At 59.3% G+C, this 24,443-nt stretch carries 25 protein-coding genes; 9 read left to right on the top strand and 16 right to left on the bottom strand.

Going from position 1 to position 24,443, the window contains the following annotated elements; genetic code table 11:
• Nucleotides 1-207 precede the first annotated feature (207 nt).
• The 3 genes from purE (at nucleotide 208) to KORLAC_RS05330 (ending at nucleotide 2,417) form a co-directional block, all read left to right on the top strand.
• On the top strand, nucleotides 208-705 hold the full coding sequence (purE, locus tag KORLAC_RS05340; protein ID WP_068304665.1) for a 5-(carboxyamino)imidazole ribonucleotide mutase: 498 nt from the start codon (nucleotides 208-210) through the stop codon (nucleotides 703-705).
• A gap of 30 nt (nucleotides 706-735) precedes the next feature.
• A complete protein-coding gene (locus tag KORLAC_RS05335) occupies nucleotides 736-1,812 on the top strand; it encodes a 5-(carboxyamino)imidazole ribonucleotide synthase (protein WP_068304087.1) in 1,077 nt (358 codons plus the stop codon).
• Between the two features lie 137 nt (nucleotides 1,813-1,949).
• Nucleotides 1,950-2,417: a hypothetical protein gene (locus KORLAC_RS05330; RefSeq protein ID WP_068304084.1), complete on the top strand. Its 468-nt coding sequence runs from the start codon at nucleotides 1,950-1,952 to the stop codon at nucleotides 2,415-2,417.
• Nucleotides 2,418-2,420: 3 nt separating this feature from the next.
• Here KORLAC_RS05330 and KORLAC_RS05325 read toward each other — a convergent pair whose 3' ends face one another.
• Both KORLAC_RS05325 and fsa read right to left on the bottom strand, forming a co-directional pair.
• Nucleotides 2,421-3,080, bottom strand: a complete 660-nt coding sequence (locus KORLAC_RS05325; RefSeq protein WP_068304082.1) for a hypothetical protein — start codon at nucleotides 3,078-3,080, stop codon at nucleotides 2,421-2,423.
• 57 nt (nucleotides 3,081-3,137) lie between these two features.
• Nucleotides 3,138-3,791: a fructose-6-phosphate aldolase gene (fsa, locus tag KORLAC_RS05320; RefSeq protein WP_068146888.1), complete on the bottom strand. Its 654-nt coding sequence runs from the start codon at nucleotides 3,789-3,791 to the stop codon at nucleotides 3,138-3,140.
• 222 nt (nucleotides 3,792-4,013) lie between these two features.
• Between fsa and KORLAC_RS05315 the strand changes: the two genes are divergently transcribed.
• Nucleotides 4,014-6,263, top strand: coding sequence for a primosomal protein N' (locus KORLAC_RS05315; protein ID WP_082714517.1), 2,250 nt, complete (start codon nucleotides 4,014-4,016; stop codon nucleotides 6,261-6,263).
• Nucleotides 6,264-6,330: 67 nt separating this feature from the next.
• On the opposite strand, the gene KORLAC_RS05310 is transcribed toward KORLAC_RS05315, so the two are convergent.
• Nucleotides 6,331-6,672, bottom strand: coding sequence for a hypothetical protein (locus tag KORLAC_RS05310; protein ID WP_068304080.1), 342 nt, complete (start codon nucleotides 6,670-6,672; stop codon nucleotides 6,331-6,333).
• Between the two features lie 573 nt (nucleotides 6,673-7,245).
• Here KORLAC_RS05310 and KORLAC_RS05305 point away from each other — a divergent pair.
• Genes KORLAC_RS05305 through KORLAC_RS05285 form a run of 5 tightly spaced genes read left to right on the top strand, consistent with a single transcriptional unit; the run spans nucleotide 7,246 to nucleotide 12,131 of the window.
• Entirely contained in the window at nucleotides 7,246-7,806 is a 561-nt protein-coding gene (locus KORLAC_RS05305) for a F0F1 ATP synthase subunit delta (protein WP_068304076.1), read from the top strand.
• Nucleotides 7,806-9,338: a F0F1 ATP synthase subunit alpha gene (atpA, locus tag KORLAC_RS05300; protein WP_068304073.1), complete on the top strand. Its 1,533-nt coding sequence runs from the start codon at nucleotides 7,806-7,808 to the stop codon at nucleotides 9,336-9,338. Before KORLAC_RS05305 ends, atpA begins: the two co-directional genes overlap by 1 nt.
• Nucleotides 9,339-9,363: 25 nt before the next feature.
• Nucleotides 9,364-10,257, top strand: coding sequence for a F0F1 ATP synthase subunit gamma (locus KORLAC_RS05295; RefSeq protein ID WP_068304071.1), 894 nt, complete (start codon nucleotides 9,364-9,366; stop codon nucleotides 10,255-10,257).
• Nucleotides 10,258-10,284: 27 nt separating this feature from the next.
• Nucleotides 10,285-11,703, top strand: a complete 1,419-nt coding sequence (gene atpD, locus KORLAC_RS05290; protein WP_068304069.1) for a F0F1 ATP synthase subunit beta — start codon at nucleotides 10,285-10,287, stop codon at nucleotides 11,701-11,703.
• A 20-nt stretch (nucleotides 11,704-11,723) separates the two neighbouring features.
• Complete coding sequence (locus KORLAC_RS05285; RefSeq protein WP_068304066.1) at nucleotides 11,724-12,131, top strand: F0F1 ATP synthase subunit epsilon; 408 nt, start codon at nucleotides 11,724-11,726, stop codon at nucleotides 12,129-12,131.
• A 57-nt stretch (nucleotides 12,132-12,188) separates the two neighbouring features.
• On the opposite strand, the gene KORLAC_RS05280 is transcribed toward KORLAC_RS05285, so the two are convergent.
• The 13 genes from KORLAC_RS05280 to obgE all read right to left on the bottom strand — a co-directional run bounded on the left by KORLAC_RS05280 (nucleotide 12,189) and on the right by obgE (nucleotide 24,413).
• Nucleotides 12,189-12,713 (bottom strand): hypothetical protein, encoded by a 525-nt coding sequence (locus KORLAC_RS05280; RefSeq protein ID WP_068304063.1) that lies wholly within the window; start codon nucleotides 12,711-12,713, stop codon nucleotides 12,189-12,191.
• Nucleotides 12,714-12,785: 72 nt separating this feature from the next.
• On the bottom strand, nucleotides 12,786-13,271 hold the full coding sequence (locus KORLAC_RS05275; protein WP_068304061.1) for a PAS domain-containing protein: 486 nt from the start codon (nucleotides 13,269-13,271) through the stop codon (nucleotides 12,786-12,788).
• 5 nt (nucleotides 13,272-13,276) lie between these two features.
• Nucleotides 13,277-13,735, bottom strand: a complete 459-nt coding sequence (locus KORLAC_RS05270) for an RNA pyrophosphohydrolase (protein WP_068304060.1) — start codon at nucleotides 13,733-13,735, stop codon at nucleotides 13,277-13,279.
• A 5-nt stretch (nucleotides 13,736-13,740) separates the two neighbouring features.
• The gene (locus KORLAC_RS05265) at nucleotides 13,741-14,940 is read right to left on the bottom strand and encodes a divergent polysaccharide deacetylase family protein (RefSeq protein WP_068304058.1); all 1,200 of its coding nucleotides are present in this window, start codon (nucleotides 14,938-14,940) and stop codon (nucleotides 13,741-13,743) included.
• Between the two features lie 62 nt (nucleotides 14,941-15,002).
• Nucleotides 15,003-16,364: a S41 family peptidase gene (locus KORLAC_RS05260; RefSeq protein WP_139167561.1), complete on the bottom strand. Its 1,362-nt coding sequence runs from the start codon at nucleotides 16,362-16,364 to the stop codon at nucleotides 15,003-15,005.
• A 41-nt stretch (nucleotides 16,365-16,405) separates the two neighbouring features.
• Complete coding sequence (locus KORLAC_RS05255; RefSeq protein WP_068304052.1) at nucleotides 16,406-17,581, bottom strand: murein hydrolase activator EnvC family protein; 1,176 nt, start codon at nucleotides 17,579-17,581, stop codon at nucleotides 16,406-16,408.
• Nucleotides 17,582-17,624: 43 nt separating this feature from the next.
• Nucleotides 17,625-19,190, bottom strand: a complete 1,566-nt coding sequence (gene gpmI, locus KORLAC_RS05250) for a 2,3-bisphosphoglycerate-independent phosphoglycerate mutase (RefSeq protein ID WP_068304051.1) — start codon at nucleotides 19,188-19,190, stop codon at nucleotides 17,625-17,627.
• A gap of 74 nt (nucleotides 19,191-19,264) precedes the next feature.
• On the bottom strand, nucleotides 19,265-19,726 hold the full coding sequence (gene rlmH, locus KORLAC_RS05245; RefSeq protein WP_068304049.1) for a 23S rRNA (pseudouridine(1915)-N(3))-methyltransferase RlmH: 462 nt from the start codon (nucleotides 19,724-19,726) through the stop codon (nucleotides 19,265-19,267).
• Between the two features lie 147 nt (nucleotides 19,727-19,873).
• Nucleotides 19,874-20,269, bottom strand: coding sequence for a ribosome silencing factor (gene rsfS / locus KORLAC_RS05240; RefSeq protein ID WP_068304047.1), 396 nt, complete (start codon nucleotides 20,267-20,269; stop codon nucleotides 19,874-19,876).
• Between the two features lie 13 nt (nucleotides 20,270-20,282).
• Nucleotides 20,283-20,891 carry a nicotinate (nicotinamide) nucleotide adenylyltransferase gene (gene nadD / locus KORLAC_RS05235; protein WP_068304042.1) on the bottom strand — a complete coding sequence of 203 codons (609 nt, stop codon included), beginning with the start codon at nucleotides 20,889-20,891 and terminating at the stop codon, nucleotides 20,283-20,285.
• Nucleotides 20,892-20,920: 29 nt separating this feature from the next.
• Nucleotides 20,921-22,186 carry a glutamate-5-semialdehyde dehydrogenase gene (locus KORLAC_RS05230; RefSeq protein WP_068304038.1) on the bottom strand — a complete coding sequence of 422 codons (1,266 nt, stop codon included), beginning with the start codon at nucleotides 22,184-22,186 and terminating at the stop codon, nucleotides 20,921-20,923.
• Nucleotides 22,187-22,199: 13 nt separating this feature from the next.
• Nucleotides 22,200-23,327, bottom strand: a complete 1,128-nt coding sequence (proB, locus tag KORLAC_RS05225) for a glutamate 5-kinase (protein WP_068304033.1) — start codon at nucleotides 23,325-23,327, stop codon at nucleotides 22,200-22,202.
• Between the two features lie 18 nt (nucleotides 23,328-23,345).
• Nucleotides 23,346-24,413: a GTPase ObgE gene (gene obgE, locus KORLAC_RS05220; protein WP_068304032.1), complete on the bottom strand. Its 1,068-nt coding sequence runs from the start codon at nucleotides 24,411-24,413 to the stop codon at nucleotides 23,346-23,348.
• Nucleotides 24,414-24,443: the final 30 nt, after the last annotated feature.

Genomic DNA, 24,443 nt, shown 5'->3' with positions numbered 1-24,443 from the left:
CTTTCGACTGTAGATAATCCATTATGGCGTCTTTGTGAATCGACTTGCAAGTTTCCTGATGAAATTGGCGTGAAATAGGCGGTTTTTGGGGCTTTTCGGCAAAGCTTGCAATAAGGAGGCGCATGCCTATAATGCGCGCTCCGCAGGGATGGCAGATGGGTTGCCCCTATGGCGGCACCTGTCATGGCTTTTAGGATGGAAGCGACCATGAGCACTGAGACGCCCGAAATTGGTATCATTATGGGAAGCCAGTCTGACTGGCCAACAATGAAGCACGCAGCAGATGTGCTTACGGAACTTGGGGTCTCCTTCGAGACCCGCATCGTTTCGGCCCACCGGACGCCAGACCGCCTTTATGACTATGCCAAAACAGCCAAAGACCGTGGCCTGAAATGCATCATCGCCGGTGCAGGCGGTGCCGCGCACCTGCCGGGCATGGCAGCCGCCATGACCCCGCTGCCGGTCTTCGGTGTGCCAGTGCAATCCAGCATGCTTTCCGGCAAGGACAGCCTGCTGTCGATCGTGCAGATGCCAGGCGGTGTGCCAGTGGGCACGTTGGCGATTGGCAAAGCCGGCGCCAAGAACGCGGGCCTCCTGGCCGCGGCTGTAATTGCCCTGATGGATGAAGGCGTTGCCGAACGGCTTGACGCCTGGCGTGCCGCGCAAACCGAAAGCGTGGCCGAAATTCCGGTAGATGACGCTTAAGCGCTAACGGCTCAAAGGCAGGATATCAGCATGACACAGATTAAACCGGGTGGAAAAATCGGCATTTTGGGCGGTGGCCAGCTTGGCCGTATGCTCGCTATGGCCGCTGCGCGCCTTGGCTATCGCTGTCACATTTTTTGCCCGGACGTCCGCAGCCCGGCGTTCCATGTGGCGTGCGATTTCACCATCGCCGAATATGAAAATGAAGACGCGCTGAAGGAGTTCGCCTCCAGCGTTGATGTGGCAACTTACGAGTTCGAAAATGTCCCGGCCCGCACGGCTGAGATTGTCTCGAAGGAAACGCTACTGCGCCCGGGTGCGCGCGCCCTTGAAGTGTCGCAGGACCGGCTGACGGAAAAGAAATTTCTCAATGAATGCGGTGTGAAAACAGCGCCCTTCAAGGCTTTCCAGACACAGGAAGAGCTGGATGAGGCCTACAAGGAAATCGGCCGTCCGTCTGTCGCCAAGACCCGGCGTTTTGGTTATGACGGCAAAGGCCAGTTGATGATCAAGGCGCGCAAGGACGTGGACGACGTCATGGGCGTGACCAAGGGCACCGCCGCCATTCTTGAAGGCTTCGTGACCTTCGACCGCGAGATCAGCGTTGTTGTGGCGCGTTCGGCGTCGGGTGACGTGGCGGCTTTCCCGGTGGCGGAAAATGTGCACACCAACCATATCCTGGATACCAGCACCGTGCCGGCGCAGATCAGTGAAGTGGTGGAGGCCAAAGCCAAGGTAATGGCCACCCGCATCGCCAACGCGCTCGAATATATCGGTGTGATGACCGTCGAGATGTTCGTCAATGACGGCACGGGCGAGATTGTGGTTAATGAAATCGCGCCGCGCGTGCACAACAGTGGCCACTGGACCATCGAAGGCGCTGCCACCAGCCAGTTCGAACAGCATATCCGCGCCATCTGCGACCTGCCACTGGGCGGAACGGATGCCCGCGGCAAGGTGCGGATGAAGAACCTGTTGGGCAAGGACATCCTGGATTTCGAACAGTATCTCACGGACCCAAAGGCCCACTTCCATCACTATGGCAAGCTGGAGCCGCGCGAAGGCCGCAAGATGGGCCATGTGACCTGGGTCGAAGACGCAGACTAAAATCTGAATAAGAACAGGGAGGCCTTCGCCTCCCTTTTTTATTGCCTGCATAAGGCTTTGGGTGATTGGCTTGTCCTGCGGGATGGTTGTAATGATATAACTTTTGGTATAGCCTTTCCCTGTCAGAAGGGGGGCTTATGCAGTTTTTGAAATATTCACTTGTCGCCTTGCTTGTGGTCGGCTGTACGGCAGTGCCGACAACCGGCGACTGGCCGGAGGCGAAGATCGACCGCTCTGAAATCGAGCGCGTGTCGCTGAAGGGCCGGATCGTAATTATTGAACAGGTGCCCCGTTTTCTGCAGTTCGGCAGTGCGCAGGTGGTCAGCCCAAGCCTGGATCATTATCTGTTCTGGGACTTCTGCCGGGGCTCGGGCACCGTGTGGCAGATGGTGGCGCTCAGGCCCGATGAGAGGGCCAGTTCAGGCTGGTCCTATACGCGGACCAGGACCTTCCCTGCCACAAAGAGGCATGAGGCGGAAACGCGGGTAACCGAAGGGTTCCTTGAACGGCGTATCGCCGGATTTGAAGACCTGCGGAAAGCGGGCCTGTCCTTCTTTAAGCCCGGTACCATCAAATGCGACGCCACCTATGGTGACCCGATCTAGCGCCTAGCGCTCGAGAATCCAGGTGGCGTGTTCAGCGCGCACGGTGAAGCCGTATTTATCCGCAAACGCATTGACGATATCGCGCATGGGGAAGCCTTTTGACCGGCTCCAGTGCCAGTCGTCGCCGGTGATCTGGGCGTCAGGCCACAGCTCATGGCACACCTCGAGGTCCACCGCCTGCTTGTTGGCGTCGATATAGACAAGCTCCGGCTCGAAGCCCTTGTCCTTCAAAGCGTATAGCGCGTCGGGCGACAGGCCACGGTAGGGCACGAAGCGGCCCTCGAAGCCGCGCAGGTTCGCAAGCGCGGTGGGGAAGGGGCCCTGGCGCTCCACGTCTGCGGCAAAGCGCTTCTGGTCTTCCATATTGGGGTATTCGCGGGTCAGCTTCGGGCGGCCCACATAGCGCTGGACCTGCTCGATCAGATGGTCGCTCCAGGGGTCCACGCCCACAAGGCGAAGGTCCGGGTCCACCGACAGCCAGCGCTTGGCGCTGGAGCACAGGAAGCAGCCGATTTCCAGCATGTAGTGGGGCCTCGATGTGCGGATGATCTCATCCACCATGTCGCGGCCATAGCCGCCCAGCGTATAGTCCCACGCGTTCACGCCTTCGGTCTCGGGCCAAGGGTTTTCCGCCAGAAGTTTTTCGAATGCCGTGTCCGTCATGCTGTGCTCCGGATACAAAAAGGGCGCGGTGTGTCCGCGCCCTGATCGATTGGTTCTTTAAAGGATCGAGAAGCCAGTGGCTGCCCAGTCCTTGTCGAAGCCCGCGAGGCCATTGGTGGTCAGCGGGTGATTGAACAGCTTCCTGAGCACGTCGATCGGGAAAGTGGCAACATCGGCACCGATGCGCGCGCTCTCCAGGATGTGCGTGGGGTGGCGAACGGAAGCCACCAGAATTTCCGTGTCGAAATTGTAGTTGTCATAGATGTTGCGGATGTCTTCAATCAGCTCCATGCCGTTGAAGCCCACGTCGTCATGACGGCCCACGAACGGGGAAATGAAGCTCGCGCCCGCCTTGGCGGCCAGAAGCGCCTGGTTGGCTGAGAAGCACAGCGTCACATTCACCATGATGCCTTCAGCGCGCAGCGCCTTACAGGTTTTGAGGCCTTCGATGGTCAGTGGAACCTTGACCGCGATATTGTCGGCGATCTTGGCGCACTTGAGGCCTTCCTTCAGCATGGTTTCATGGTCGTGGGCAACGGTTTCAGCCGATACCGGGCCATCCACTTCCTTGGCGATCTCGGTAATCACTTCGAAAAACTCGCGACCAGCTTTCTTGATCAGCGACGGGTTGGTGGTTACGCCGTCAAGAAGGCCCGTGGCGTTTGCTTCACGGATTTCATCGATGTTGGCGGTATCCAGGAAAAATTTCATTGTTAGCTCCTTCGGCACTCCGGGCATGGAGTGGGTCACAGTATCCAGTGGGCGGCTGCAATCTTATATATCGACAAATGATGTGCGATGCACTCACTAAGCACTCAGGTCCGCCTTTTCGCCGCCTGACTACTGGAGATTCATGCTTCGCGCAAGCGCATTGCTTAATTGCCAGCAGCGATACGCTTTTCTATGGTGCGCACAAGGGAGCATGTCACGCGTATGAGCCAGCAGGCACTTAATCTGGGAATCGAAGAGCCGCCGCAGGCGGAGGAGGCTGGCGCGCGCGTGCAGGTGCTGTTGCCGCTGCCGCTGGCTGGTCCCCTGGATTACCGCGTGCCGGACGGTATGGCGAACCAGCTTGAACCTGGCGCAGTGGTGGAAGTGCCGCTTTCAGGCCGCAAGGCGATTGGCGTTGTGTGGCCCAAGAACACGTCTGGTAAGGCCAGCGGTAAAACGCTCCCCCTCAAAAAACTCAAGCCGGTGGAGCGCATCATCGATGTGCCGCCCTTCGGGACGGACCTGACGCGATTCGTCGATTGGGTGTCGGCCTATACGCTGTCCAGCCAGGGGGCGGTCTTGCGCATGTGCCTGTCTGTGCCCGCCGCCTTCGGTGATGTGCCGGTAAAAAGGCACTATGCCTGTGCCTCCGTGCTGCCTGACGGCATCCGCATGACGCCCGCGCGGGAAGCGGTGCTGAAAGTACTGGCGGACGGCAAGCCGCGGATGGCGCCTGAGATCGCGTCGCTCGCAGGTGTGTCTGATGGCGTGGTAAGGGGGCTGGCGGATGCCGGCGCGCTGGTGGCGCTTGATATCTCCGTTGACCAGCCATACCCGCAGCCGGACACCAACCTCAAGGGGCCGAAACTGTCGGGCGAACAGACCGAGGCCGCGGAAGCGATTCGCGGTGCCGTATGGGAAGGCGGCTTCAAGCCCTTCCTGCTGGACGGCATCACGGGGTCGGGCAAAACCGAGGTCTATTTTGAAGGCCTCGCCGAAGCCCTGCAGGAAAAAGGCACGCAGGTTTTGGTGCTGGTGCCCGAGATTGCGCTGACATCCCAGTGGCTGGAACGCTTTGAAGCCCGCTTTGGGGTCACGCCGGTGGTGTGGCATTCGGAAGTGGGGCAGGCCGAGCGCAGGCGCGCCTGGCGCGCAGTGGCAACAGGCGATGCCCGTGTGGTGGTGGGGGCGCGCTCCGCGCTCTTTTTGCCGTTTAAGAAACTGGCCTTTATTACAGTAGACGAAGAACACGACCCGTCCTTCAAGCAGGAAGAGGGGGTGCTGTATCACGCCCGCGACATGGCAGTGGTGCGGGCGATGCAAGCGGGGTGCCCTGTGGTGCTCGCCAGCGCGACACCCAGCCTGGAGACGCAGGTGAATGCGGACGAGGGCAAGTATCAGGTGCTGAAGCTTCGGGAACGTCACGGCGTGGCGGTGCTGCCGGAAATGCGCGCGGTGGACATGCGCGCCGAACCGCCGGAAGCGGGCACCTGGCTGTCGCCCATACTGGTGCGCGAAATTGAAGAGACTTTGGCGGCGGGCGAACAGGTGATGCTGTTCCTCAACCGCCGCGGCTACGCGCCGCTCACGCTCTGCCGCACCTGTGGGCACCGCATTGAATGCCCCAGCTGTTCGGCCTGGCTGGTCGAGCACCGTTTCCGCCAGGAGCTGCAGTGCCATCACTGCGGCCATATGGAGCCGATCCCTGAGGCCTGCCCCACCTGCGAAAGCAAGGAGAGCCTGGTGGCCTGTGGCCCGGGCGTGGAGCGCCTGTTCGAGGAAGTCACCCGCCGTTTTTCGGAGGCGCGCACCAGCGTGATGACCAGCGACACGATGATGAGCCCATCACAGACGGCGGCGGTGGTGAAGGAAATCGCGGGCGGGCATCTGGATATCGTGATCGGCACCCAGATCGTGACCAAAGGCTATCATTTCCCCAACCTGACGCTTGTGGGCGTGGTGGATGCGGATCTGGGACTGCGCGGCGGTGACCTGCGCGCTGGCGAACGCACCTACCAACAACTGGTGCAGGTGGCGGGCCGGGCAGGCCGGGCGGAAAAGCCGGGCAAGGTGCTGCTGCAAAGCTATGAGCCCGAGCACCCGGTGGTGCAGGCGCTACTTACCGGCGACGGCGACGCCTTCATGGCGGCAGAGAAAGCCGCCCGCGCACAATATCATATGCCGCCATACGGCAAGCTGGTGGCGATTATCCTGTCGGGCCCGGAAATGGCGGAGGTGCTGGAGGTGGGCCGCGCGCTTGCGAAGGTGGCGCCTGTTGAACACGGTGTGGATATCGTGGGCCCGGCGCCCGCGCCCATGGTGCGCATCCGCGGCCAGCACCGCTTCAGGATGCTGCTTCATGCCAAGAAGCACATCAAAGTGCAGCAGCTGGTGCGGAATTGGGTTTTGCGGGTGAAGCCGAAATCCAGTGTACGCATCAAGGTGGACATCGACCCCTATAGCTTCATGTAGTAACCCTTCTGAAAAAGGGGAGGTGTTGGCCTCGAAAGGTTACTACTGAATGAGGTTAAGGGCTGGGTTAGCCCTTTTCTTCTGCCTTCAGGGCGTCCATTTCTTGCCTGTGACGCTTCTTCAGGGCTTTCTTCTCGGTCTCATGCTTCTCATAGAGGCTGGCGAGGTCGGCATCAGGGTTGTCCTGCATGCTTTTGATCTCGTTCGCCTGCGCGTCCAGAAGCTCACGCCATTCTTCGTGCTGGCGTTCTTTCAGTTCCTGCACTTTCTGTGCGAATTCGCTATTGCCTGATTGTGCGACTGCTGTCGCAGCCGATTCAGAGGTCATCGTTGCAGCGGCCTGGGGAACAGCTGCGCCTGCGACTGCGGTTGCAGCAGCCAGGGCGATGAAGAGTTTCTTGTGTGTCATTTTATTTACTCCCTTGTTCTAGCCCCACGGCTAAAGTTATGAGAGCCACTCGTGGACGGATTGAGGCGCGAAAGCGGTTAAAATGAGGCAGGTCGGGACCCCGGTTTACACGAACTGGGCCCTGCTTCAGCAGCGGCTGGACGGGTAGGCGATTCGTACCGCCCGGGCGGATTTCGGCTGGTGGTGGCAAGGGGCCGTGGCATATGCCCAATGTAGCCCCGCGACGGGCTGTTTTGGGTCCATATATAGAAGAAGGGACGGCTGAAACGCCCAAGCCGTTGCTGGCCTTCAATTCCGGGCGGTCGTCTCGCCCGGTTCTCACCCCCTGGCATGCCCGCGCGTGGCGGGGGGAATGGGATTTCCCCATAAGATTCCAAAAACGGGTTCAAGGTGGCTTGCGCCCGCCAAATCCTTATGCTAGAGGGAGCACGCATTTCGGCTGGCCTTGGCCGCGGTGGGTCTATCTACAGGTTCGTCAAAACAGGTCAAAAATTGAGCGTGGGCGGTGCTTTCGAGTGGCCGTCTCACAGGTGTGTCAAACAGGTTCAGACCTAACCCAGGGGAACGTCTGACGTGACCTCGCACAAAGCGATAGTATCCGGGATTTCAGGCCGCTATGCGGTAGCGCTTTTTGAACTCGCCCTAGAGTCCAAGGCGCTCGAGGCGGTTGAATCCGATCTCTCAACGCTTAAGGCAATGCTCGACGAAAGCGCCGATCTGCGCGATCTCGTCTCCTCGCCGCTTTACAGCCGGGACCAACAAACTGCAGCCATCGAAGCTGTTGCGAAAGCAGCCAAGCTTGGTGACCTGACAGTGAAGTTCCTGGGCGTGCTTGCAGCGAATCGCCGCCTTGGCGCTCTTGGTTCAACCATTGCAGCATTCGAAAAGCTGATTGCCCATCACCGCGGTGAAGTGCGGGCGTCGGTTGTGAGCGCGCGCAAGCTGACCAAGACCCAGCTTGGGAATCTTGAGAAAAAATTGAAACTGGCTGTCGGCCAGGACATCCTCATCGACGCTAGCGTTGATGAAAGTCTGCTCGGCGGTCTCACGGTTAAGGTTGGTTCGCGTCTTATCGACGACAGCCTCAAAACCAAACTCGACAACCTCGCAATCGCCATGAAAGGGGTTCAGTAATGGATATCCGTGCGGCGGAAATTTCCAAGGTCCTGAAGGACCAGATTGCAAACTTCGGCAATGAAGCCCAAGTTTCTGAAGTAGGCACCGTTCTCTCTGTTGGTGACGGTATTGCTCGCGTTTACGGCCTCGACCAAGTTCAGGCTGGTGAGATGGTTGAATTCCCAGGTGGCGTTAAGGGCATGGCCCTCAACCTGGAAACCGACAACGTGGGTATCGTTATTTTCGGTGACGACCGTGGTATTAAAGAAGGCGACACCGTTAAGCGGACCGGCGCAATCGTGGACGTTCCTGTGGGCAAAGGCCTGCTGGGTCGCGTTGTCGATGGCCTCGGTAACCCGATTGACGGCAAAGGCCCACTCAAAGACGTTGAGCGTACGCGAGTGGAAACCAAGGCGCCTGGCATTATCCCACGTCAGTCCGTATCCGAGCCAATGCAGTCGGGCCTGAAGGCAATCGATGCCCTGGTACCTGTAGGTCGTGGCCAGCGTGAGCTGATCATTGGCGACCGTCAGACCGGTAAAACGGCTGTTGCGATCGACACATTCATCAACCAGAAGCCAATCAACGACGCAGCTAAAGAAGACGGCGACAAGCTGTTCTGTATCTATGTTGCGGTTGGCCAGAAGCGTTCCACGGTTGCACAAATCGTGAAAGCACTCGAAGAAAACGGCGCGCTGGAATATTCCATCGTAGTTGCCGCAACCGCTTCCGAGCCTGCTCCGATGCAGTTCCTGGCACCATACACCGGTACGGCGATGGGTGAGTATTTCCGCGACAACGGTATGCACGCAGTTATCGTTCATGATGACCTGACCAAACAGGCTGTTGCCTACCGTCAGATGTCCCTGCTGCTGCGTCGTCCTCCAGGACGTGAAGCATACCCAGGTGACGTATTCTACCTGCACTCACGTCTTCTCGAGCGTGCAGCGAAGATGTCTGACGAGCGTGGCGGTGGTTCCCTGACGGCTCTGCCAGTAATTGAGACCCAGGCTGGTGACGTATCTGCATACATCCCAACCAACGTGATCTCCATTACCGACGGTCAGATCTTCCTGGAAACTGAGCTGTTCTATAAAGGTATCCGCCCTGCGATTAACGTTGGTCTGTCTGTATCCCGTGTGGGTTCGGCTGCACAGATCAAGGCGATGAAGCAGGTTGCAGGTTCCATTAAGCTTGAGCTGGCTCAGTATCGTGAGATGGAAGCCTTCGCTCAGTTCGGTTCCGACCTTGATGCGTCTACCCAGCAGCTGCTGAACCGTGGTGCCCGCCTGACCGAGCTTCTGAAGCAAGGCCAGTACAGCCCACTGCCAGTAGAAGAGCAGGTAGTATCCATCTTCGCGGGTGTGAATGGTTATCTCGACAAGATCGCGACCACGTCTGTAACGCGCTTCGAAGAGCAGTTCCTCGCTGAGGTTCGCGCGAAGCACGCTGACGTCCTGAAGACGATCCGTACCGAGAAGAAACTGTCCGATGATACGATTTCCAAGCTGAAATCCATCCTCGACGCCTTCGCGAAATCTTTTAGCTAAGAAGCTGGATAGGAGAGGCTGAGCAATGCCAAGCCTTAAGGATCTAAAAATCCGCATCAATTCGGTTAAGTCGACGCAGAAAATTACCAAGGCCATGAAAATGGTTGCTGCGTCGAAACTGAAGCGTGCGCAAGAGGCGGCTGAGGCCGCCCGCCCGTACGCAGAGCGGATGGAAAAAGTACTGACTGGCCTCGGCGCATCCGTCGCTGGCCAGCCGGGTGCTTCTCCGCTTCTGATTGGTACGGGTAAAGACGATGTCGAGCTGGTGATTGTTGCCTCTTCAGAGCGTGGTCTCTGTGGCGGTTTCAATACCAACATTGTCAAAGCCGCCCGTATCCATCTCCGGGAGCTGATTGCAGCCGGCAAGACGGTCAAAATCCTTTGCATCGGCAAAAAGGGCTTCAACGTCCTGCGCCGTGAATTTGGTGATAAAATCATCGACGTGAAAGACATGTCTGGCATCAAGAAGCTCGGCTTCGCGGACGCTCAGACGATCGCCCAGGAAGTCCTGGCGATGTATGAGCGCGGTGAATATGACGTAGCGACGCTGTTCTATGCGAAGTTCCAGTCTGCCCTGGTGCAGCTGACAACCAAGCAACAGCTGATCCCGACGCCTTTGCCCGAAGCAGCCAATGAAAATGAAGCTGCGGACGAGCTTGGCGGTGCTGCCTATGATTACGAGCCGGACGAGACAGCGATCCTTGATGATCTGCTGCCCCGCAACGTGGCTGTGCAAATCTATCGTGGTCTTCTTGAAAATGCTGCATCCGAGCAGGGTGCGCGTATGACCGCAATGGACAACGCAACGCGTAACGCTGGCGACATGATTGATAGCCTGTCCATCACGTACAACCGTACGCGTCAGGCGAACATCACCAAAGAACTGATCGAAATTATTTCTGGCGCTGAAGCGCTTTGAGTTTGATTACACGAAGGAGTGTAAAAAATGGCTAAGAATACTGGCCGCGTAACACAGGTAATCGGTGCTGTTGTCGACGTACAGTTCGACAATGAACTGCCGGCCATCCTGTCAGCGCTGGAAACTGAAAACAACGGTGCCCGCCTCGTTCTCGAAGTGGCATCTCACCTGGGCGAAAACACTGTTCGTACCATCGCAATGGACGCCACCGACGGTCTGGTGCGCGGTCAGGAAGTGACGGACACAGGCGCACCGATCTCCGTTCCTGTTGGTCCTGAGACGCTGGGTCGTATCCTGAACGTGATCGGCGAGCCTATCGACGAGCGCGGTCCTGTTGGTCACAAACAGGTTGCCCCAATTCACGCTGAAGCGCCTTCTTTCGAAGACCAGTCAACAGAAGCCGAGATCCTGGTAACAGGCATCAAGGTAGTTGACCTTCTCGCCCCTTACGCAAAGGGCGGTAAGATTGGTCTGTTCGGTGGTGCCGGTGTGGGCAAGACCGTACTGATCATGGAGCTGATCAACAACATCGCAAAAGGCCACGGTGGTTACTCTGTATTCGCCGGTGTGGGTGAGCGTACGCGTGAAGGTAACGACCTTTACCACGAGATGATCGACTCCAAGGTTATCAACCTCGAAGGCGAATCGAAAGCTGCCCTCGTATACGGTCAGATGAACGAACCTCCAGGAGCCCGTGCACGTGTGGCCCTGACTGGTCTGACGCTCGCGGAATACTTCCGTGACCAGGAAGGCCAGGACGTTCTGTTCTTCGTAGATAACATCTTCCGCTTCACGCAGGCGGGTGCAGAGGTGTCCGCACTTCTGGGCCGTATCCCATCTGCTGTGGGTTACCAGCCAACACTGGCAACTGACATGGGTGCCCTGCAGGAGCGTATTACCTCCACGAAGAAGGGCTCGATCACTTCCGTACAGGCCGTTTACGTACCTGCGGATGACCTGACTGACCCTGCACCAGCAACATCGTTCGCACACCTTGACGCAACAACAGTTCTGTCGCGTCAGATTGCCGAACTTGGTATTTACCCAGCTGTGGATCCACTCGATTCCACAAGCCGTATCCTTGACCCACGCGTTCTCGGTGACGAGCACTATGAAGTTGCGCGTTCGGTTCAGGAAGTACTGCAGAAATACAAATCCCTGCAGGACATCATCGCGATCCTGGGTATGGACGAGCTTTCTGAGGATGACAAACTGGTTGTGGCACGTGCCCGTAAGATCCAGCGTTTCCTCTCCCAGCCGTTCCACGTGGCAGAGATCTTCACCGGCATTAACGGTGAGTTCGTATCCCTCGAAGACACGATCAGTGGCTTCAAGGCGATCGTTGCCGGTGAATACGACCACCTGCCAGAAGCTGCCTTCTACCTCGTAGGCAACATCGAGCAGGCTGTTGCGAAAGCTGAAAAACTGGCTGCTGAAGCCGCATAAAGAAACGGGACAAGGACATCATGACCGATACCCTTCACTATGAAATCGTTTCTCCTGAGCGCCTTCTCAAGGACGCTGAGGCAGCGATGATTGTTGTGCCAGGTGCCGACGGCGACTTCGCCGCGCTGCCAGCGCACGCGCCCATGATGTCCACGATCCGCCCTGGTGTTGTTGAGATTTTCGAGACTGAAGGCGGCACGCCTGAGCGTCTCTTCGTCAAGGGTGGCCTGGCACAAATCAGCCCGGCCGGCCTGACGATCCTCGCCGAAGAGACCCTGTCTCTCGACGATGTGGACCTGGACGATCTCAACAAGAAGATCGCGGATACCCGCGAAGACATCGAAGACGCCAAGGATGATGTGGAACGCGCAGGCTTTGAAAAAGAGCTCGCATGGATGGTCGCCCTCGCGGACATCGTCGCTCACTAAGCCTAGCCAATCGGCGAATGAATAAAGAAGCGCTGCCCAATCGGGCGGCGCTTTTTCTTATGAGGCTGCCAGATTGGCGGCCGACGGGTCTTCCGCTGTGCGCATCCAAGCTTTCATTTCCGGGAATTTGGGGTGGGCCATCGGCCCTTCCACTTCCGGCATGCCCGTCAGGCCCATCCAAGCCAGCAAGGGCACGCCCGGCCAGTGGCCTTCGCGGTAGAGCGACGCCGCATGGGTCCCGCCGCCCTTGTAGCCGTGGTCATGGAACACCACCTCGGGCTCAATACCGCAGGCGATTGCGGCAGCATAGGACCAGGCCTGGGCCGCGATCTCTTCGCCCATCTCTGGTCCGGCGTCGGCAAAGCAAGTCTGGCGCTGGCTGGGCTTCATCACGGCGATATGGCCGGCTTCATGCAGCAGGTCGCCCGGGTAGGTCATGCGCGCGGGGTCATACACCAGACCGCCATGCTCCAGCCGGATGCCGGGCAGGAAGGTATCGTCCGGCAGCGTGCCTTCGCGCACCGGAATGCCGATTCCATTGAGGAAGGCGGTGATTTTCTCGATGATTGTCGTCTTGTCCATGGTCCCAGCATCGCCTTTTCGGGGATTTCCTGAAACCATAAGATGAATTTATTCGCCTTGTCGAGGTTGTATTCAGCCCTTGGCCGCACCGGGGAAATGCAGGTTCAGCATCAGCATGTCGATGTTTTCGCCGTCGCGGGCCAGCGGCAGCGCCAGCACATGATAGGTGGGGTGTTCCTCATGCTGCCACGGGGTAGGGCGGTCCAGCGCCAGATAAGGCTGGGCGCCGTCCAACAGGGCGGTGAAGCGGGCCTGCAGCACGTCACCACCGCGCAAGGACGCCACATCCATGCCTGTGGGGTCGCGGCCCATCATGTGCGCGATGCCGGTGCCGGCCAGCCGTACGGTGAAGCTGGTTGGGTTGCTGATGACATCCACCAGCATGATGGTGGGCAGGACAGAAGCACTCAGGTCCTTGGGCGAAAAATCGTGCCGCCCGGGCAGCTTCTCGTCCCTCAGCTTTGATGCCCACAGCGCATAGGTCCTGCGCCCGCCTTCCCAGGGAATGCAGGTCTCATCGAAGTCCCACCGCATATTGGCAAATGTGTTCGCCGTCATGGCGCTTATCCCAGCAGCTGGTTGACCACCTCAGTATAGACTGCCTGCTTGAAAGGGACAATCTCGGCCACCAGGGCTTCAGGCGTGGTCCATTTCCACTGGCTGAATTCGGGGTGCTCTGTTTCGATATTGATGGCATCGTCGCCGGCCAGCAGTTCCATGAGGAACCAGCACTGCTTCTGGCCGCGATACTTGCCGCCCCAAGCTTTGCCCAGAAGATGCGGGGGCAGGTCATAGGTGACCCAGTCTTTGGTCTGCTTGACGATCTTCACATGCTCTGGCGCGACGCCGATCTCTTCTTCAAGCTCGCGTACGGCGGCCACCTCAGGCGTTTCGCCGTCATCAATGCCGCCCTGCGGCATCTGCCAGGCGCCGGGTGTGTCGATACGCTCGCCGGTGAAAATCTGGCCCTCAGCGTTCACAAGCATGATCCCCACACAGGGGCGGTAGGGCAGGTCCGTCATGACGCTTATCTCGGCAGGGGTTGTTTGTTGGCAACAGCGCTGATTGGCACCAGCACGAAGCCGCGCTCTTCAAGCCCTGCTGCCCAGACCTTGATGGCATCAACCGTCACCGGATATGGCCGTCCCATGCCAACGGCATAATCCAGCGACCGTGCCCGGCTTTCAAGTTCTGCCAACTGTTTGGCAATCTCGCCTGGGTTCACATTCTCGTCGACAAAATTATTGTTGATGGCTGTCGGCAATCCCAGGTCACGCCCCATGGAGGCCGCGCGGCTATATTGCGATGCCCGGCTATCCAGCAGCATCAGGCCGCGTCGGTTCAGTTCCTCAAGCACCGGGCGCAGGCTTTCTGACGCCGCGGTGAAGCGTGACCCCATATGGTTCACCACGCCCACATAGCCCGACATGCGGCCAAGCGATGCCCGCAGCAGGTTGATGTTTTCGCGCGCGGACCGGCTGGTCAGCAGCGTGAACGGCCCCGGGTCATTCTGCGGGTAATTGATCGGCTCCATCGGGATCATCAACAACACTTCGTGCCCCGTGCGGCGGGATTGTTCCCCCCATTCAAACCCATTGGTGGAATAGGGCGAGAAAGCAAAGCTTACGGCAGAGGGCAGCTCGGTGATCACCCGCTGGGTGCTGTTGCGGCGCTGGCCCATGTCGGTGATGACAATGGCAATCTTGTGCAGATGCATGTTCCGAGGCGGGGGGGCGGCATATTCATCAAATGGCCGGCGGCCTTCTGGTGAGACGCGCGGCAGCGGGCCGTTGTTGGTCTGTTCAATCAGGTCCGGGTTCGCATCCACGCGGATGCCGCTGCGGATCTGTGTCTGCGAATTTGGCTGGGTTGCCGGGTTTTCTACCGGCTGGGTCATGCCTGTGGTCATGTCCTGCTGCATGGCAGGCGTGTCGTCCGTTGGCTCGTCACGGGTGGTGGCAGCAAGCTCTGCGGGCTCATCCGCCGTGTCCATCTGTGTGTCGCCGGGGGTAGCGTCAGCGGTGTCCGTGCGTGTCGGTTCAGCGTCTGCCGGTTCCGTCTGTTGCACAGGCGGGGTCGCCGCGCCCGCATCCGCATTGTCAGGCGTGGCCATGGCGGCCAGTTTCTCGTTCGGGTCGTAGGACAGTTCAAAGTAAACCGTACCGCCAACAATGATAATCAGGCTGACGGCCCACGCGATCAGAAGAGCATTAAGACTGGACGGCACGATCGTGAATCCCTCTTGAGTTTTCAGTCATGCCGTCCAAACCGGCGGTGCAGCGGAGGTCCTTAGCGGACTTCGGCCACCTGTGATTTTGGAAGGCCTGACATATTCTTCAATAGCTTAATGGCATACCTGAGCTGTACGTCAACCTGTTCGTCACTCGTTTCGCTGGTTTCGGTGGCTTCGCCAACATTGTCGACCTCGTCGGTCATGGCCTGGGCATCATATTCACCGTCGAATTCGCCGGTGCGGTCGACGTTGTCCTGGTCATTCTCGATGTGGCCCTGCAGGTCTGCCTCGCGGCGTGGATTGCCGCGCTGGCCGGCAGGACGCGGGAACAATACTTCGATATCCGGCTCAACACCGCGTTCCTGGATCGACTTGCCGCTTGGCGTATAGTAGCGCGCGGTCGTCAGCCGGATGGCGCGGTCGCCCGCGCGGCCCAGGCGAATTTCGCTTTGCACGGTGCCCTTGCCGAATGTCTTGTCGCCCAGCACGATGGCGCGGCGGTGATCCTGCAGCGCACCGGCCACAATCTCAGATGCCGAAGCAGAATAGGCGTTCGTCAGCACCACAACGGGCAGGCCGTCCAGCATGTCACCCGAAGTCGCATACCAGCGGTTATTGTTCTGGCGGCGGCGGCCACGGGTGGACACGATCTCGCCGCGGTCCAGGAAGGCATCAGACACGCGGATGGCTTCGTCCAAGAGGCCGCCCGGGTTGTTCCTCAGGTCCAGGATCACGCCGTCAAGGTCCGGCCCCAGTTGGGATTTGATCGCCTCGATGGCCTTCTCCACGCCTTCGCCGGTCTGCATGTTGAAGGTGGTGATACGGATATAGCCGATGGTGTCATCTTCCACGCGGTGACGCACGGATTGGACCATGATCTTTTCGCGCACGATGGTGACGTCGAACGGGCCGTCATAGCCTTCGCGGATAATGGTCACCACAATCGGTGCGCCCACGGCGCCGCGCATTTTCTTAACGGCTTCGGTCAGCGTTTTGCCCTGGATGCTCTCGCCGTCAATGTGGGTGATATAGTCGCCACCCTGAATGCCGGCCTTGTCCGCCGGGGTGTCATCAATGGGGGAGACAACCTTCACCACGCCCTTTTCCATCTGCACCTCGATGCCGAGGCCGCCATATTCGCCTTCCATCTGGACGCGAACCTGCTGATAGATGTCAGGGTTCAGATAGGTGGAATGGGGGTCAAGGGAGCGGAGCATGCCCTGGATGGCCGCTTCAATCACTTCCTTGTCGTCCACTTCGTCAACATACTCGGACCGGACGCGCTCGAAAATCCGCATCAGGAGGTCAAGCTGCTCGTAGAACTCGTCCTGATTCTTGCGCGTGTCTGCCTGGACTGCTGCGGGGGCCGTGAAGGCCACCATCAGGGCCACCATAGTCCCGGTAATAAGTTTCCGCATGTTGACACCTTTCATCGTTATCACTCGTAACCCTGCACGCCTTAACGCGCAGATGCTGTTTGTCTGCTCAGCCACGGGGCCGGATCAACCGATTCCCCATTGTGCCTCAGTTCCAGATAGAGCTCGGCCGTGGCCTTGTTGTCGCTCATGGAACCTACGGGTTCTCCCGCCAGAACCCACTGGCCTACCACTGCCTGCAGCGTCTCAAGCCCTGCCAGAAGGCTATGGTAGCCATCACCGTGCGAGATGATCAAGAGCTGTCCATAGTTCCTGAACGGTCCCGCAAAAACAATCTGGCCGTCATAGGGCGATACCACCTGGGCATTTTCCCGCGTACCGATGCGGATACCCCTGACATGCACAGCGCCGTCCACTTCCCCGAACCGCTTGATAACCGATCCAATCGCCGGGTAGGTCAGCCGACCTTTCATCCGGGTAATCGGCGTCCGCAAGGTCGGCGCGGGCAGGGGAACAACCGGCTTCTGCCTAGGCGTAACAGGAACCGGTGCAATTTCCGCCCGTTTTGCGGCCTGCTGTTCCAGTTTTTCGACCAAATCCCTCAGGCTGGACGCTTTTTCCGCAATATCGGCCAATTCTTTGGCCAGCCCTTCGGCCTGCGCGGTCGCCCTCTCAGCCTCCGCTTTTCGCTTATCTAAGAGTGAACCAAGTTTTAGTTGACGTTGGGTTAACTCGGCCAAGGTATTTTTCAGCGCAAAACGCTCTTCGCTCAAGGCTTCCTGCAGGGAGGCAAGGATACCAAGCTCTTCTCGCAGGGTTTCTGTCTGGCGGTTGATCTCCGGTACCAGGTTGCCCATCAGGGACGCGGTGCGGGCTGTTGTGATGGCCTCACTGGGCTGCACAAGGGTGAAGGCTACCGGACGTTTCGACAGGCGCTGCAGCGCCGACAACAGCTTCAGAAGCTCTCCCCGGCGGGAATCCAATTGGTCTTTCTTCAGCGCCGTCTCGGTCTCAAGGTCCTTGATGCGGTCCTCAAGCCGGATGGCTTCTTCTTCGCTCATGCGGATATCGCGGGCGGCGGCCACAAGGTCTTCGGAAAGCTGGCGGGCTTCTTCGGCGGCCTCTTTCGCGGCCTCCTCAAGCGCCAGCCGTTCCTTTTCCTTGAGTTCCTGCTGGCGTTCCAGCCGCTCAAGGTTGGTTTCTGCCGCATCCTTGCGGTCCTGTGCGGCGGCCTCGGGCGCCACCGCGGCAAGGCTCATCAGCGCCAGCAGGCTGACGCTGAAGCTCCAGTATGCCGCGCCTTTACGCAGTGGCCCGGCCCTCGCTGGCGGCTTGCTGTGTTTCAGTCAGCAAGTTGTGGCCGGTCATCTCGGACGGCTGGTCAAGGCCCAGAAGCGCCAGCATGGTGGGCGCCACATCAGCCAGACGACCGTTCTTCATGCCCTTGTCGCTGCCGATCATCAGCACAGGCACATCAAAGCTGGTGTGCGCCGTGTGGGCCTGGCCGGTGCTTTCGTCCTTCATCATCTCCACGTTGCCGTGGTCTGCAGTCACCAACATGGCGCCGCCAACTTCCATAATGGCTTCCTCAAGCCGGCCGATGCAGCCGTCGATGGTTTCAACCGCCTTGATGGCCGCCGACAGCACGCCGGTGTGGCCCACCATGTCCGGGTTGGCGTAATTGACAACAATCGCGCCATAGGTGCCGGACCGGATGGCTTCCACCAGCTTGTCTGTCACTTCTGGTGCGCTCATCTCGGGCTTCAGGTCATAGGTGGCGACATCAGGGGACGGCACCAGGATACGGTCTTCGCCTTTGAATACGTCCTCGGACCCGCCGTTGAAGAAGAAGGTCACATGGGCGTATTTCTCGGTTTCGGCAATGCGCAACTGGTTGATGCCATTGTCTGCCAGCACCTGGCCGAGCGAATTGTTGATCTCTTCCGACGGGAACAGGACGGGCAGGAATTCGTTCAGCGCTGCGGAAAACTCGACCATGCCGGCAACGGCGGTGAATTTTGGCAAGGTGCCGCGCTCGAACCCGTCAAAGGCCGGGTCGACCATGGCGGTCAGGATCTCACGCGCGCGGTCGGCGCGGAAGTTGGCCATGATGAAGCCGTCGCCGTCTTTCATGCCGTCGTAACTGCCGATGGTGGTGGCGGCGACAAACTCGTCGTTTTCGTCGCGGGCGTAGGATGCTTCCACAGCCGCCTTGGCGCTGTCCGCCTGCTGCTGGCCTTCGCCTGATACCAGGGCGTCATAGGCCTTCTTCACCCGGTCCCAGCGCTTGTCGCGGTCCATGGCCCAATAGCGGCCAGTAACGGTTGAGATGACTGTGTTTGGCGCGTCTGCAATAGCGGCTTCGAATTTGTCGAGAAACTCAAGCGCAGACCGTGGCGGCGTATCCCGCCCGTCCATGAAGGCATGGATGCGCACAGGCACGCCTTCACCTGCGATGATAGTCGCCAGTGCCGCGATATGGTCCTGGTGGCTGTGTACCCCGCCGGGGGACATCAGCCCCATCAGGTGCGCGGTGCCGCCTGAGGTCTTCATCTTTTCAATAAAGGATTGAAGTTCCACATTTTTCGCCAGCGCGCCGGACTTGACCGCGTCATCGATGCGCGGCAGGTCCTGCAGCACCACGCGGCCGCCGCCCAGGTTCATGTGGCCCACTTCACTGTTGCCCATCTGGCCGTCGGGCAGGCCCACAGCCAGGCCACTGGTCGCCAGCCATGCGCGTGGCACGCTGGACCACAGGCGGTCATAATTCGGGGTGTTTGCCAGTTTGATGGCATTGTCGGCCGTTTGATCGCGATAGCCCCAGCCGTCCAGGATACAAAGGACTACGGGTTTTGGTGTGGTGGTCATCTACTTACTCTTTCCGCATACCTGCTATGTTTGATTTCAAGTTTGGCCTTATTTTCTGTCGCTATTGGGGCATTCTAGTCGCGATGATAGGGATGCCCAGCATTAATTGACCACGCGCGGTAAATTTGTTCCGCCAGCATGGCGCGCACCATCATGTGGGGCCAGGTCAGCGTGCCGAACGCCAGCTTAAGGTCGGCTTTTGCGAGCACGCTATGGTCCAGCCCGTCGGCCCCACCGATCACGAAAGCCACGCGGCTGATGCCCGTGGCCTGCCATTCATCTATCTTGCCCGCGAACTGGCGGGACTTGAGCGCCTTGCCGTGTTCATCAAGGGCCACCAGAGCGGCGCCGTCCGGCACAGCGGCCAGGATACGCTCGGCTTCCCGTGCCTTGCGCTCAGCGGCGTTTGCGGCCTGCTTCTTGATGTCGATTTCCGTGATGTCGGCCTTCCACGGCAAGCGCCCCAGATATTGGGTCACAAGATCCATTTCTGGTCCGCGCTGCATGCGGCCAACTGCAATGATTGAAATCAGCAAAATCGCCTCTTCAGGGCCGTGTCTGCCCTGTTACCCTCAAGCCTTTGGCGCCACCACATCCGGCGCCTGACTGGTCATCTGGCACTGGTCACAAGGGGTTTGATGCCCCCAGACCCATGTATCAGACTGAACATCAGGGAACGCGGTTTAGTTAACCGTGTCGCCTTCTTCAATCTCAGTGCCCCACATTTTGTCCAGGTTGTAGAAGCTGCGGACTTCCGGGCGGAAAATATGAACGATCACGTCACCAGCGTCGATCAATACCCAGTCTGCTTGCTCCAGGCCCTGTACCACAATGTCCTTGTGGCCAATCTGTTTCATTCCCTTGATCACATAGTCAGCAAGTGCTGCGACTTGCCGCTGCGAACGGCCGCTTGCGATAACCATATGGTCCGCAATGCTGGATTTGCCTGCCAAATTGATGGAAACAATGTCTTCCGCCTTGTTGTCATCAAGGTTCGAGACGACCGATTTGAGAAGATCCTCGGTTTTCACAACCGGGATAGGATCAGTGACGCTGAGCGTCTCCGATGAAGCTTGCAAGTAATAATCCTTTCTACTGTTCGCTTGTCAGCCAGGTCTCACCCAGTTGCTGACGAAGCTTTGTAGCCGAGGCCGGATGACGCGGTATTGTCAAAAAGGCCCAGGCCGGTGAACCGGACTTGCCAAGCTGTTCCACTGTCGTGCGGAAGCGCCCAAACACGCGGGCAAACTTGGCGTTCTGTCCAGCTATAGAATACCCCGGACGGTCAAAAACCGCAATGGGCAGCGCGTGGGCAATTTTTCGCCAGTCACGCCACTTGTCGAAGGTAGCCAGATTGTCTGCACCCATCACCCAGATGAAGCGGGTGTGGGGCATCTGTTTCTGGAGGCCCAAAATGGTATCGGCGCTGTAGCGCGTGCCCAAACGGGCTTCGATATCCGTCACCATCATGCGCGGGTGGCCCGACACCAGCGCACTGATGCTGCTGAAGCGTTTCTCAAAGTCCGCCATATGCCCGGCGTCCTTCAAGGGGTTGCCGGGGCTCACCAGGAACCAGACGGCATCCACGTGCAGGCGCTTGAGGCACTCGCGCGCCACGCGCCGGTGGCCCTTGTGGGCCGGGTTGAAGCTGCCACCATATAGCGCCACGGTACGGCCACGCCACCGGGCGGCCTCGGGCAAAATTATATTTCGGCTTCGTAACAATCCAGTTATGGCCTTGTTTGGCCGCTGCCGCGAACCTGATATTTGAAGCTGGTGAGCTGCTCCAGCCCCACCGGGCCCCGGGCGTGAATGCGGCCTGTGGCGATGCCGATTTCGGCGCCCATGCCGAACTCGCCGCCGTCGGCGAACTGGGTGGAGGCATTATGCATCACGATGGCGCTGTCGACTTCACGCAGGAACTTTTCGGCCGCATCAACATCTTCGGTGACGATGCTTTCCGTGTGGCCGGATGAATTTTCCGCGATGTGGGCGATGGCGCCCTCAACCCCGTCCACGAATTTGGCGGAGATGATCTTGTCCAGATATTCGGTTTTCCAGTCGGCATCCGTGGCGGGCTTCACCCGGTCATCCAGCGCCTGCATGCCTTCATCGCCGCGCACTTCACAGCCGGCATCAAGCAGGGCGCCAACTGTGAAAATCGCGGTGGCTTCGGCGTCCTTGTCCACCAGCAGGGTTTCGGCGGCCCCGCAAATGCCGGTGCGGCGCATCTTGGCGTTCACGGCAACATCAAGTGCTTTCTGGGGGTCAGCCGCCTTGTCTATATAGACATGGCAGATACCCTCGAGGTGCGCGAACACGGGCACGCGGCTCTCATTCTGCACGCGCTCCACCAACGACCGGCCACCCCGCGGCACGATGATATCAATCAGGCCTGTCATGGTCAGCATCTCGCCCACGGCCGCACGGTCGCGGGTGGTCACCAGCTGGATGGCGTCTGCGGGCAGGCCAGCGGCTTCAAGCCCTTCCTTGAGGCACGCATGGATCGCACCGGAACTGTTCAGGCTGTCGCTGCCACCCCGCAGGATCACCGCGTTGCCGGCCTTCAGGCACAGGGCGCCAGCGTCTGCCGTCACGTTCGGGCGGCTTTCATAGATCACACCAATCACGCCAAGCGGCACCCGCACGCGCGCGATCTTCAGCCCGTTCGGGCGGTCCCATTCGGCCATGGTGTCGCCCACCGGGTCCGGCAGTTTGGCGATGTCCTCAAGGCTCTTGGCGATGGCGATGATGCGGCTGCGGTCCAGCGCCAGCCGGTCCATCATGGCGTCCGAGAGGCCCTTTTCGCGGCCGTACTCCAGGTCTTTTTCATTGGCTTCCAGAATGGCGGGCACGTTCTTCTTCAGCGCGTCTGCGGCCTTCAACAGGGCTTTGTTCTTGGTGTCGGTGGAGGCAAGCGCGAGCGCAGCCGCGGCGGCTTTCGCCTGCTCGCCCATTGTCCGCATCATCGTGGAAATATTCTGAATATCGTCCATCGTCTTCCTCCTTCTAAAGTAAAACCAGGTCGTCGCGGTGTACCAGCGCCGACCGTCCAACATAACCGAGGATATCATAGACATCCTGCATCTTCCGGCCCTGGATTTTTAATGCGTCGATATGGTCGTAGGACACAAGGCCTTGCCCTACCAGATGGCCGTCCGGGCCCATGAAAGCCACCAGGTCGCCGCGGTCAAAGCCGCCGTCCACTTCCGTCACACCAGCCGCCAGGAGGCTCGCGCCCTTCTTGAGCGCCGCCACGGCACCTGCATCAATATGCAGATAGCCCCTGGGCGCCATCAGGCTTCTGATCCACTGTTTGCGGACCGTCAGCGCATCGGTCGTGGCCGGGAACAGGGTGGCGCGTTCGCCTGCCTCAAGCCGCCCAATCGGGTGCGCTTCCTTGCCGTTCATGATGATCATCGAACAGCCGCCGGCCAGCGCGATCTTGGCGGCCATCAGCTTGGTGATCATGCCGCCGGTGCCGGGCGTGGTCCTGGATGGTGGGCCAGCCATGGCTTCCACCTCCGGCGTGATTGCCTCGACCCGGTCAAAGAATTTGGCGTTCGGGTTCGTGGTCGGGTCACTGTCATACAGGCCATCGATGTCCGAGAGCAGCACCAGCGTATCAGCGCCCACCATCTGGGCCACGCGGGCCGCCAGCCGGTCGTTGTCGCCGAAGCGAATCTCAGACGTGGCCACCGTGTCATTCTCGTTGATCACCGGGATCACGCCGCGCTCCAGAAGTGCCTCAACCGTGTTACGGGCATTCAGGTACGCCGGGCGCTGTTCCAGCTCATGGATGGTCAGCAGAATCTGACCGATCACAATGTCATGATGCTCGAACAGGGACTGGTATGCCTGCGCGAGCCGGATCTGCCCCACGCTTGCCGCCGCCTGTGCTTCTTCAAGCTTTTCGGGGCGGCTGGTGAAACCAAGGGGCGCCATGCCCATGGCAATTGCGCCCGATGAGACCAGGATAACCTGTGTGCCACTGGCCCTCAGTGCCGCCACATCATTGGCAAGGGCCGCCAGCCAGTCACGCCTGAGCCCCCGGGTGTCCTTATCAACAAGCAGTGCGGAGCCGATCTTGATAACAAGACGGCGGGCAGTCTTTACCGCTGATAAGGCACTTTCCATGGGGCGCATTCCATTTGCTTAGATGGGAGACCAGCTGCCGCCGGTTGACGTGCTGTCGTCTTCTTCAGACCCATCTTCTTCGATATGGCGCTGGGCGATATCTTCCTTGACCACGTCCCACAGGGCGGACAGCACATCGCGCACGCCTTCCTGCGTGGCGCCCGACAGCACCATGACGGGGCGCGCCGCTGCGTCCTGCAGGGCAACGCGCTTTTCTTCAAGCTCGTCTTCTGGGATGGCGTCGCATTTATTGAGGCCGACAATCATCGGTTTGTCCCGAAGGCCGCCGCCATATTCGGTCAGCTCTTCCATGATGGTCTCATAGGCCGCGACCACATCTTCCTGCGTGCCGTCCACCAGGTGCAACAGCACACCGCAGCGTTCCACATGGCCAAGGAAGCGTGTGCCCAGCCCGTGGCCTTCGTGCGCGCCTTCAATCAGGCCCGGGATGTCCGCCAGGACAAATTCGTTTTCGCCCACGCCCACAACGCCCAGCTGCGGGCTGATGGTGGTGAAGGGATAATCCGCGATCTTCGGCTTGGCGCGCGATACGGCGGAAAGGAAGGTGGATTTGCCGGCGTTCGGCAGGCCCACAAGGCCGGCGTCCGCGATAAGCTTCAGGCGCAGCACCACATACATTTCCTCGCTCTCGCCGCCCGGCGTCGTGCGCCGTGGCGCGCGGTTGGTGGAGGATTTGAAGTGGGTGTTCCCCAAGCCGCCTTCGCCGCCCTTCGCAAGCACGACGCGGTCGCCCACCTTCGAGAGGTCAGCGATCTGGAATTCCATGTCTTCGTCGTAAACCTGGGTACCAACAGGCACCTGCATGATCAGGTCGTCGCCAGACGCGCCGGTCATGTTCTTACCCATGCCGTGCTGGCCCTTTTGCGCCTTATAGTGACGCTTGTAGCGGTAATCGACGAGCGTGTTCAGCCCGGCTACCGCTTCAACAATCACGTCGCCGCCTTTGCCGCCGTCACCCCCGTTGGGGCCGCCGAATTCGATATATTTCTCACGCCGGAAGGAAACACAGCCGTTTCCACCCTTGCCGCTTTGAACAAATACTCTGGTCTGGTCTACGAATTTCATGCGCTGCTTGTATCAGATTGGCGGGCGTCG

Source organism: Kordiimonas lacus (assembly GCF_001550055.1).
GTDB lineage: Bacteria > Pseudomonadota > Alphaproteobacteria > Sphingomonadales > Kordiimonadaceae > Kordiimonas > Kordiimonas lacus.
Note: the sequence above shows the minus strand (reverse complement) of the source record. Positions and strands in the feature narration are given on the sequence as shown.

Bases quoted from the DNA above. Each gene is read 5' to 3' on its own strand.
- purE (WP_068304665.1), top strand. From the start codon at position 208: ATGAGCACTGAGACGCCCGAAATTGGTATCATTATGGGAAGCCAGTCT.
- KORLAC_RS05335 (WP_068304087.1), top strand. From the start codon at position 736: ATGACACAGATTAAACCGGGTGGAAAAATCGGCATTTTGGGCGGTGGC.
- KORLAC_RS05330 (WP_068304084.1), top strand. From the start codon at position 1,950: ATGCAGTTTTTGAAATATTCACTTGTCGCCTTGCTTGTGGTCGGCTGT.
- KORLAC_RS05325 (WP_068304082.1), bottom strand. From the start codon at position 3,080: ATGACGGACACGGCATTCGAAAAACTTCTGGCGGAAAACCCTTGGCCC.
- fsa (WP_068146888.1), bottom strand. From the start codon at position 3,791: ATGAAATTTTTCCTGGATACCGCCAACATCGATGAAATCCGTGAAGCA.
- KORLAC_RS05315 (WP_082714517.1), top strand. From the start codon at position 4,014: ATGAGCCAGCAGGCACTTAATCTGGGAATCGAAGAGCCGCCGCAGGCG.
- KORLAC_RS05310 (WP_068304080.1), bottom strand. From the start codon at position 6,672: ATGACACACAAGAAACTCTTCATCGCCCTGGCTGCTGCAACCGCAGTC.
- atpA (WP_068304073.1), top strand. From the start codon at position 7,806: ATGGATATCCGTGCGGCGGAAATTTCCAAGGTCCTGAAGGACCAGATT.
- KORLAC_RS05295 (WP_068304071.1), top strand. From the start codon at position 9,364: ATGCCAAGCCTTAAGGATCTAAAAATCCGCATCAATTCGGTTAAGTCG.
- atpD (WP_068304069.1), top strand. From the start codon at position 10,285: ATGGCTAAGAATACTGGCCGCGTAACACAGGTAATCGGTGCTGTTGTC.
- KORLAC_RS05285 (WP_068304066.1), top strand. From the start codon at position 11,724: ATGACCGATACCCTTCACTATGAAATCGTTTCTCCTGAGCGCCTTCTC.
- KORLAC_RS05280 (WP_068304063.1), bottom strand. From the start codon at position 12,713: ATGGACAAGACGACAATCATCGAGAAAATCACCGCCTTCCTCAATGGA.
- KORLAC_RS05275 (WP_068304061.1), bottom strand. From the start codon at position 13,271: ATGACGGCGAACACATTTGCCAATATGCGGTGGGACTTCGATGAGACC.
- KORLAC_RS05270 (WP_068304060.1), bottom strand. From the start codon at position 13,735: ATGACGGACCTGCCCTACCGCCCCTGTGTGGGGATCATGCTTGTGAAC.
- KORLAC_RS05260 (WP_139167561.1), bottom strand. From the start codon at position 16,364: ATGCGGAAACTTATTACCGGGACTATGGTGGCCCTGATGGTGGCCTTC.
- KORLAC_RS05255 (WP_068304052.1), bottom strand. From the start codon at position 17,581: ATGAGCCTTGCCGCGGTGGCGCCCGAGGCCGCCGCACAGGACCGCAAG.
- gpmI (WP_068304051.1), bottom strand. From the start codon at position 19,190: ATGACCACCACACCAAAACCCGTAGTCCTTTGTATCCTGGACGGCTGG.
- KORLAC_RS05230 (WP_068304038.1), bottom strand. From the start codon at position 22,186: ATGGACGATATTCAGAATATTTCCACGATGATGCGGACAATGGGCGAG.
- proB (WP_068304033.1), bottom strand. From the start codon at position 23,327: ATGGAAAGTGCCTTATCAGCGGTAAAGACTGCCCGCCGTCTTGTTATC.
- obgE (WP_068304032.1), bottom strand. From the start codon at position 24,413: ATGAAATTCGTAGACCAGACCAGAGTATTTGTTCAAAGCGGCAAGGGT.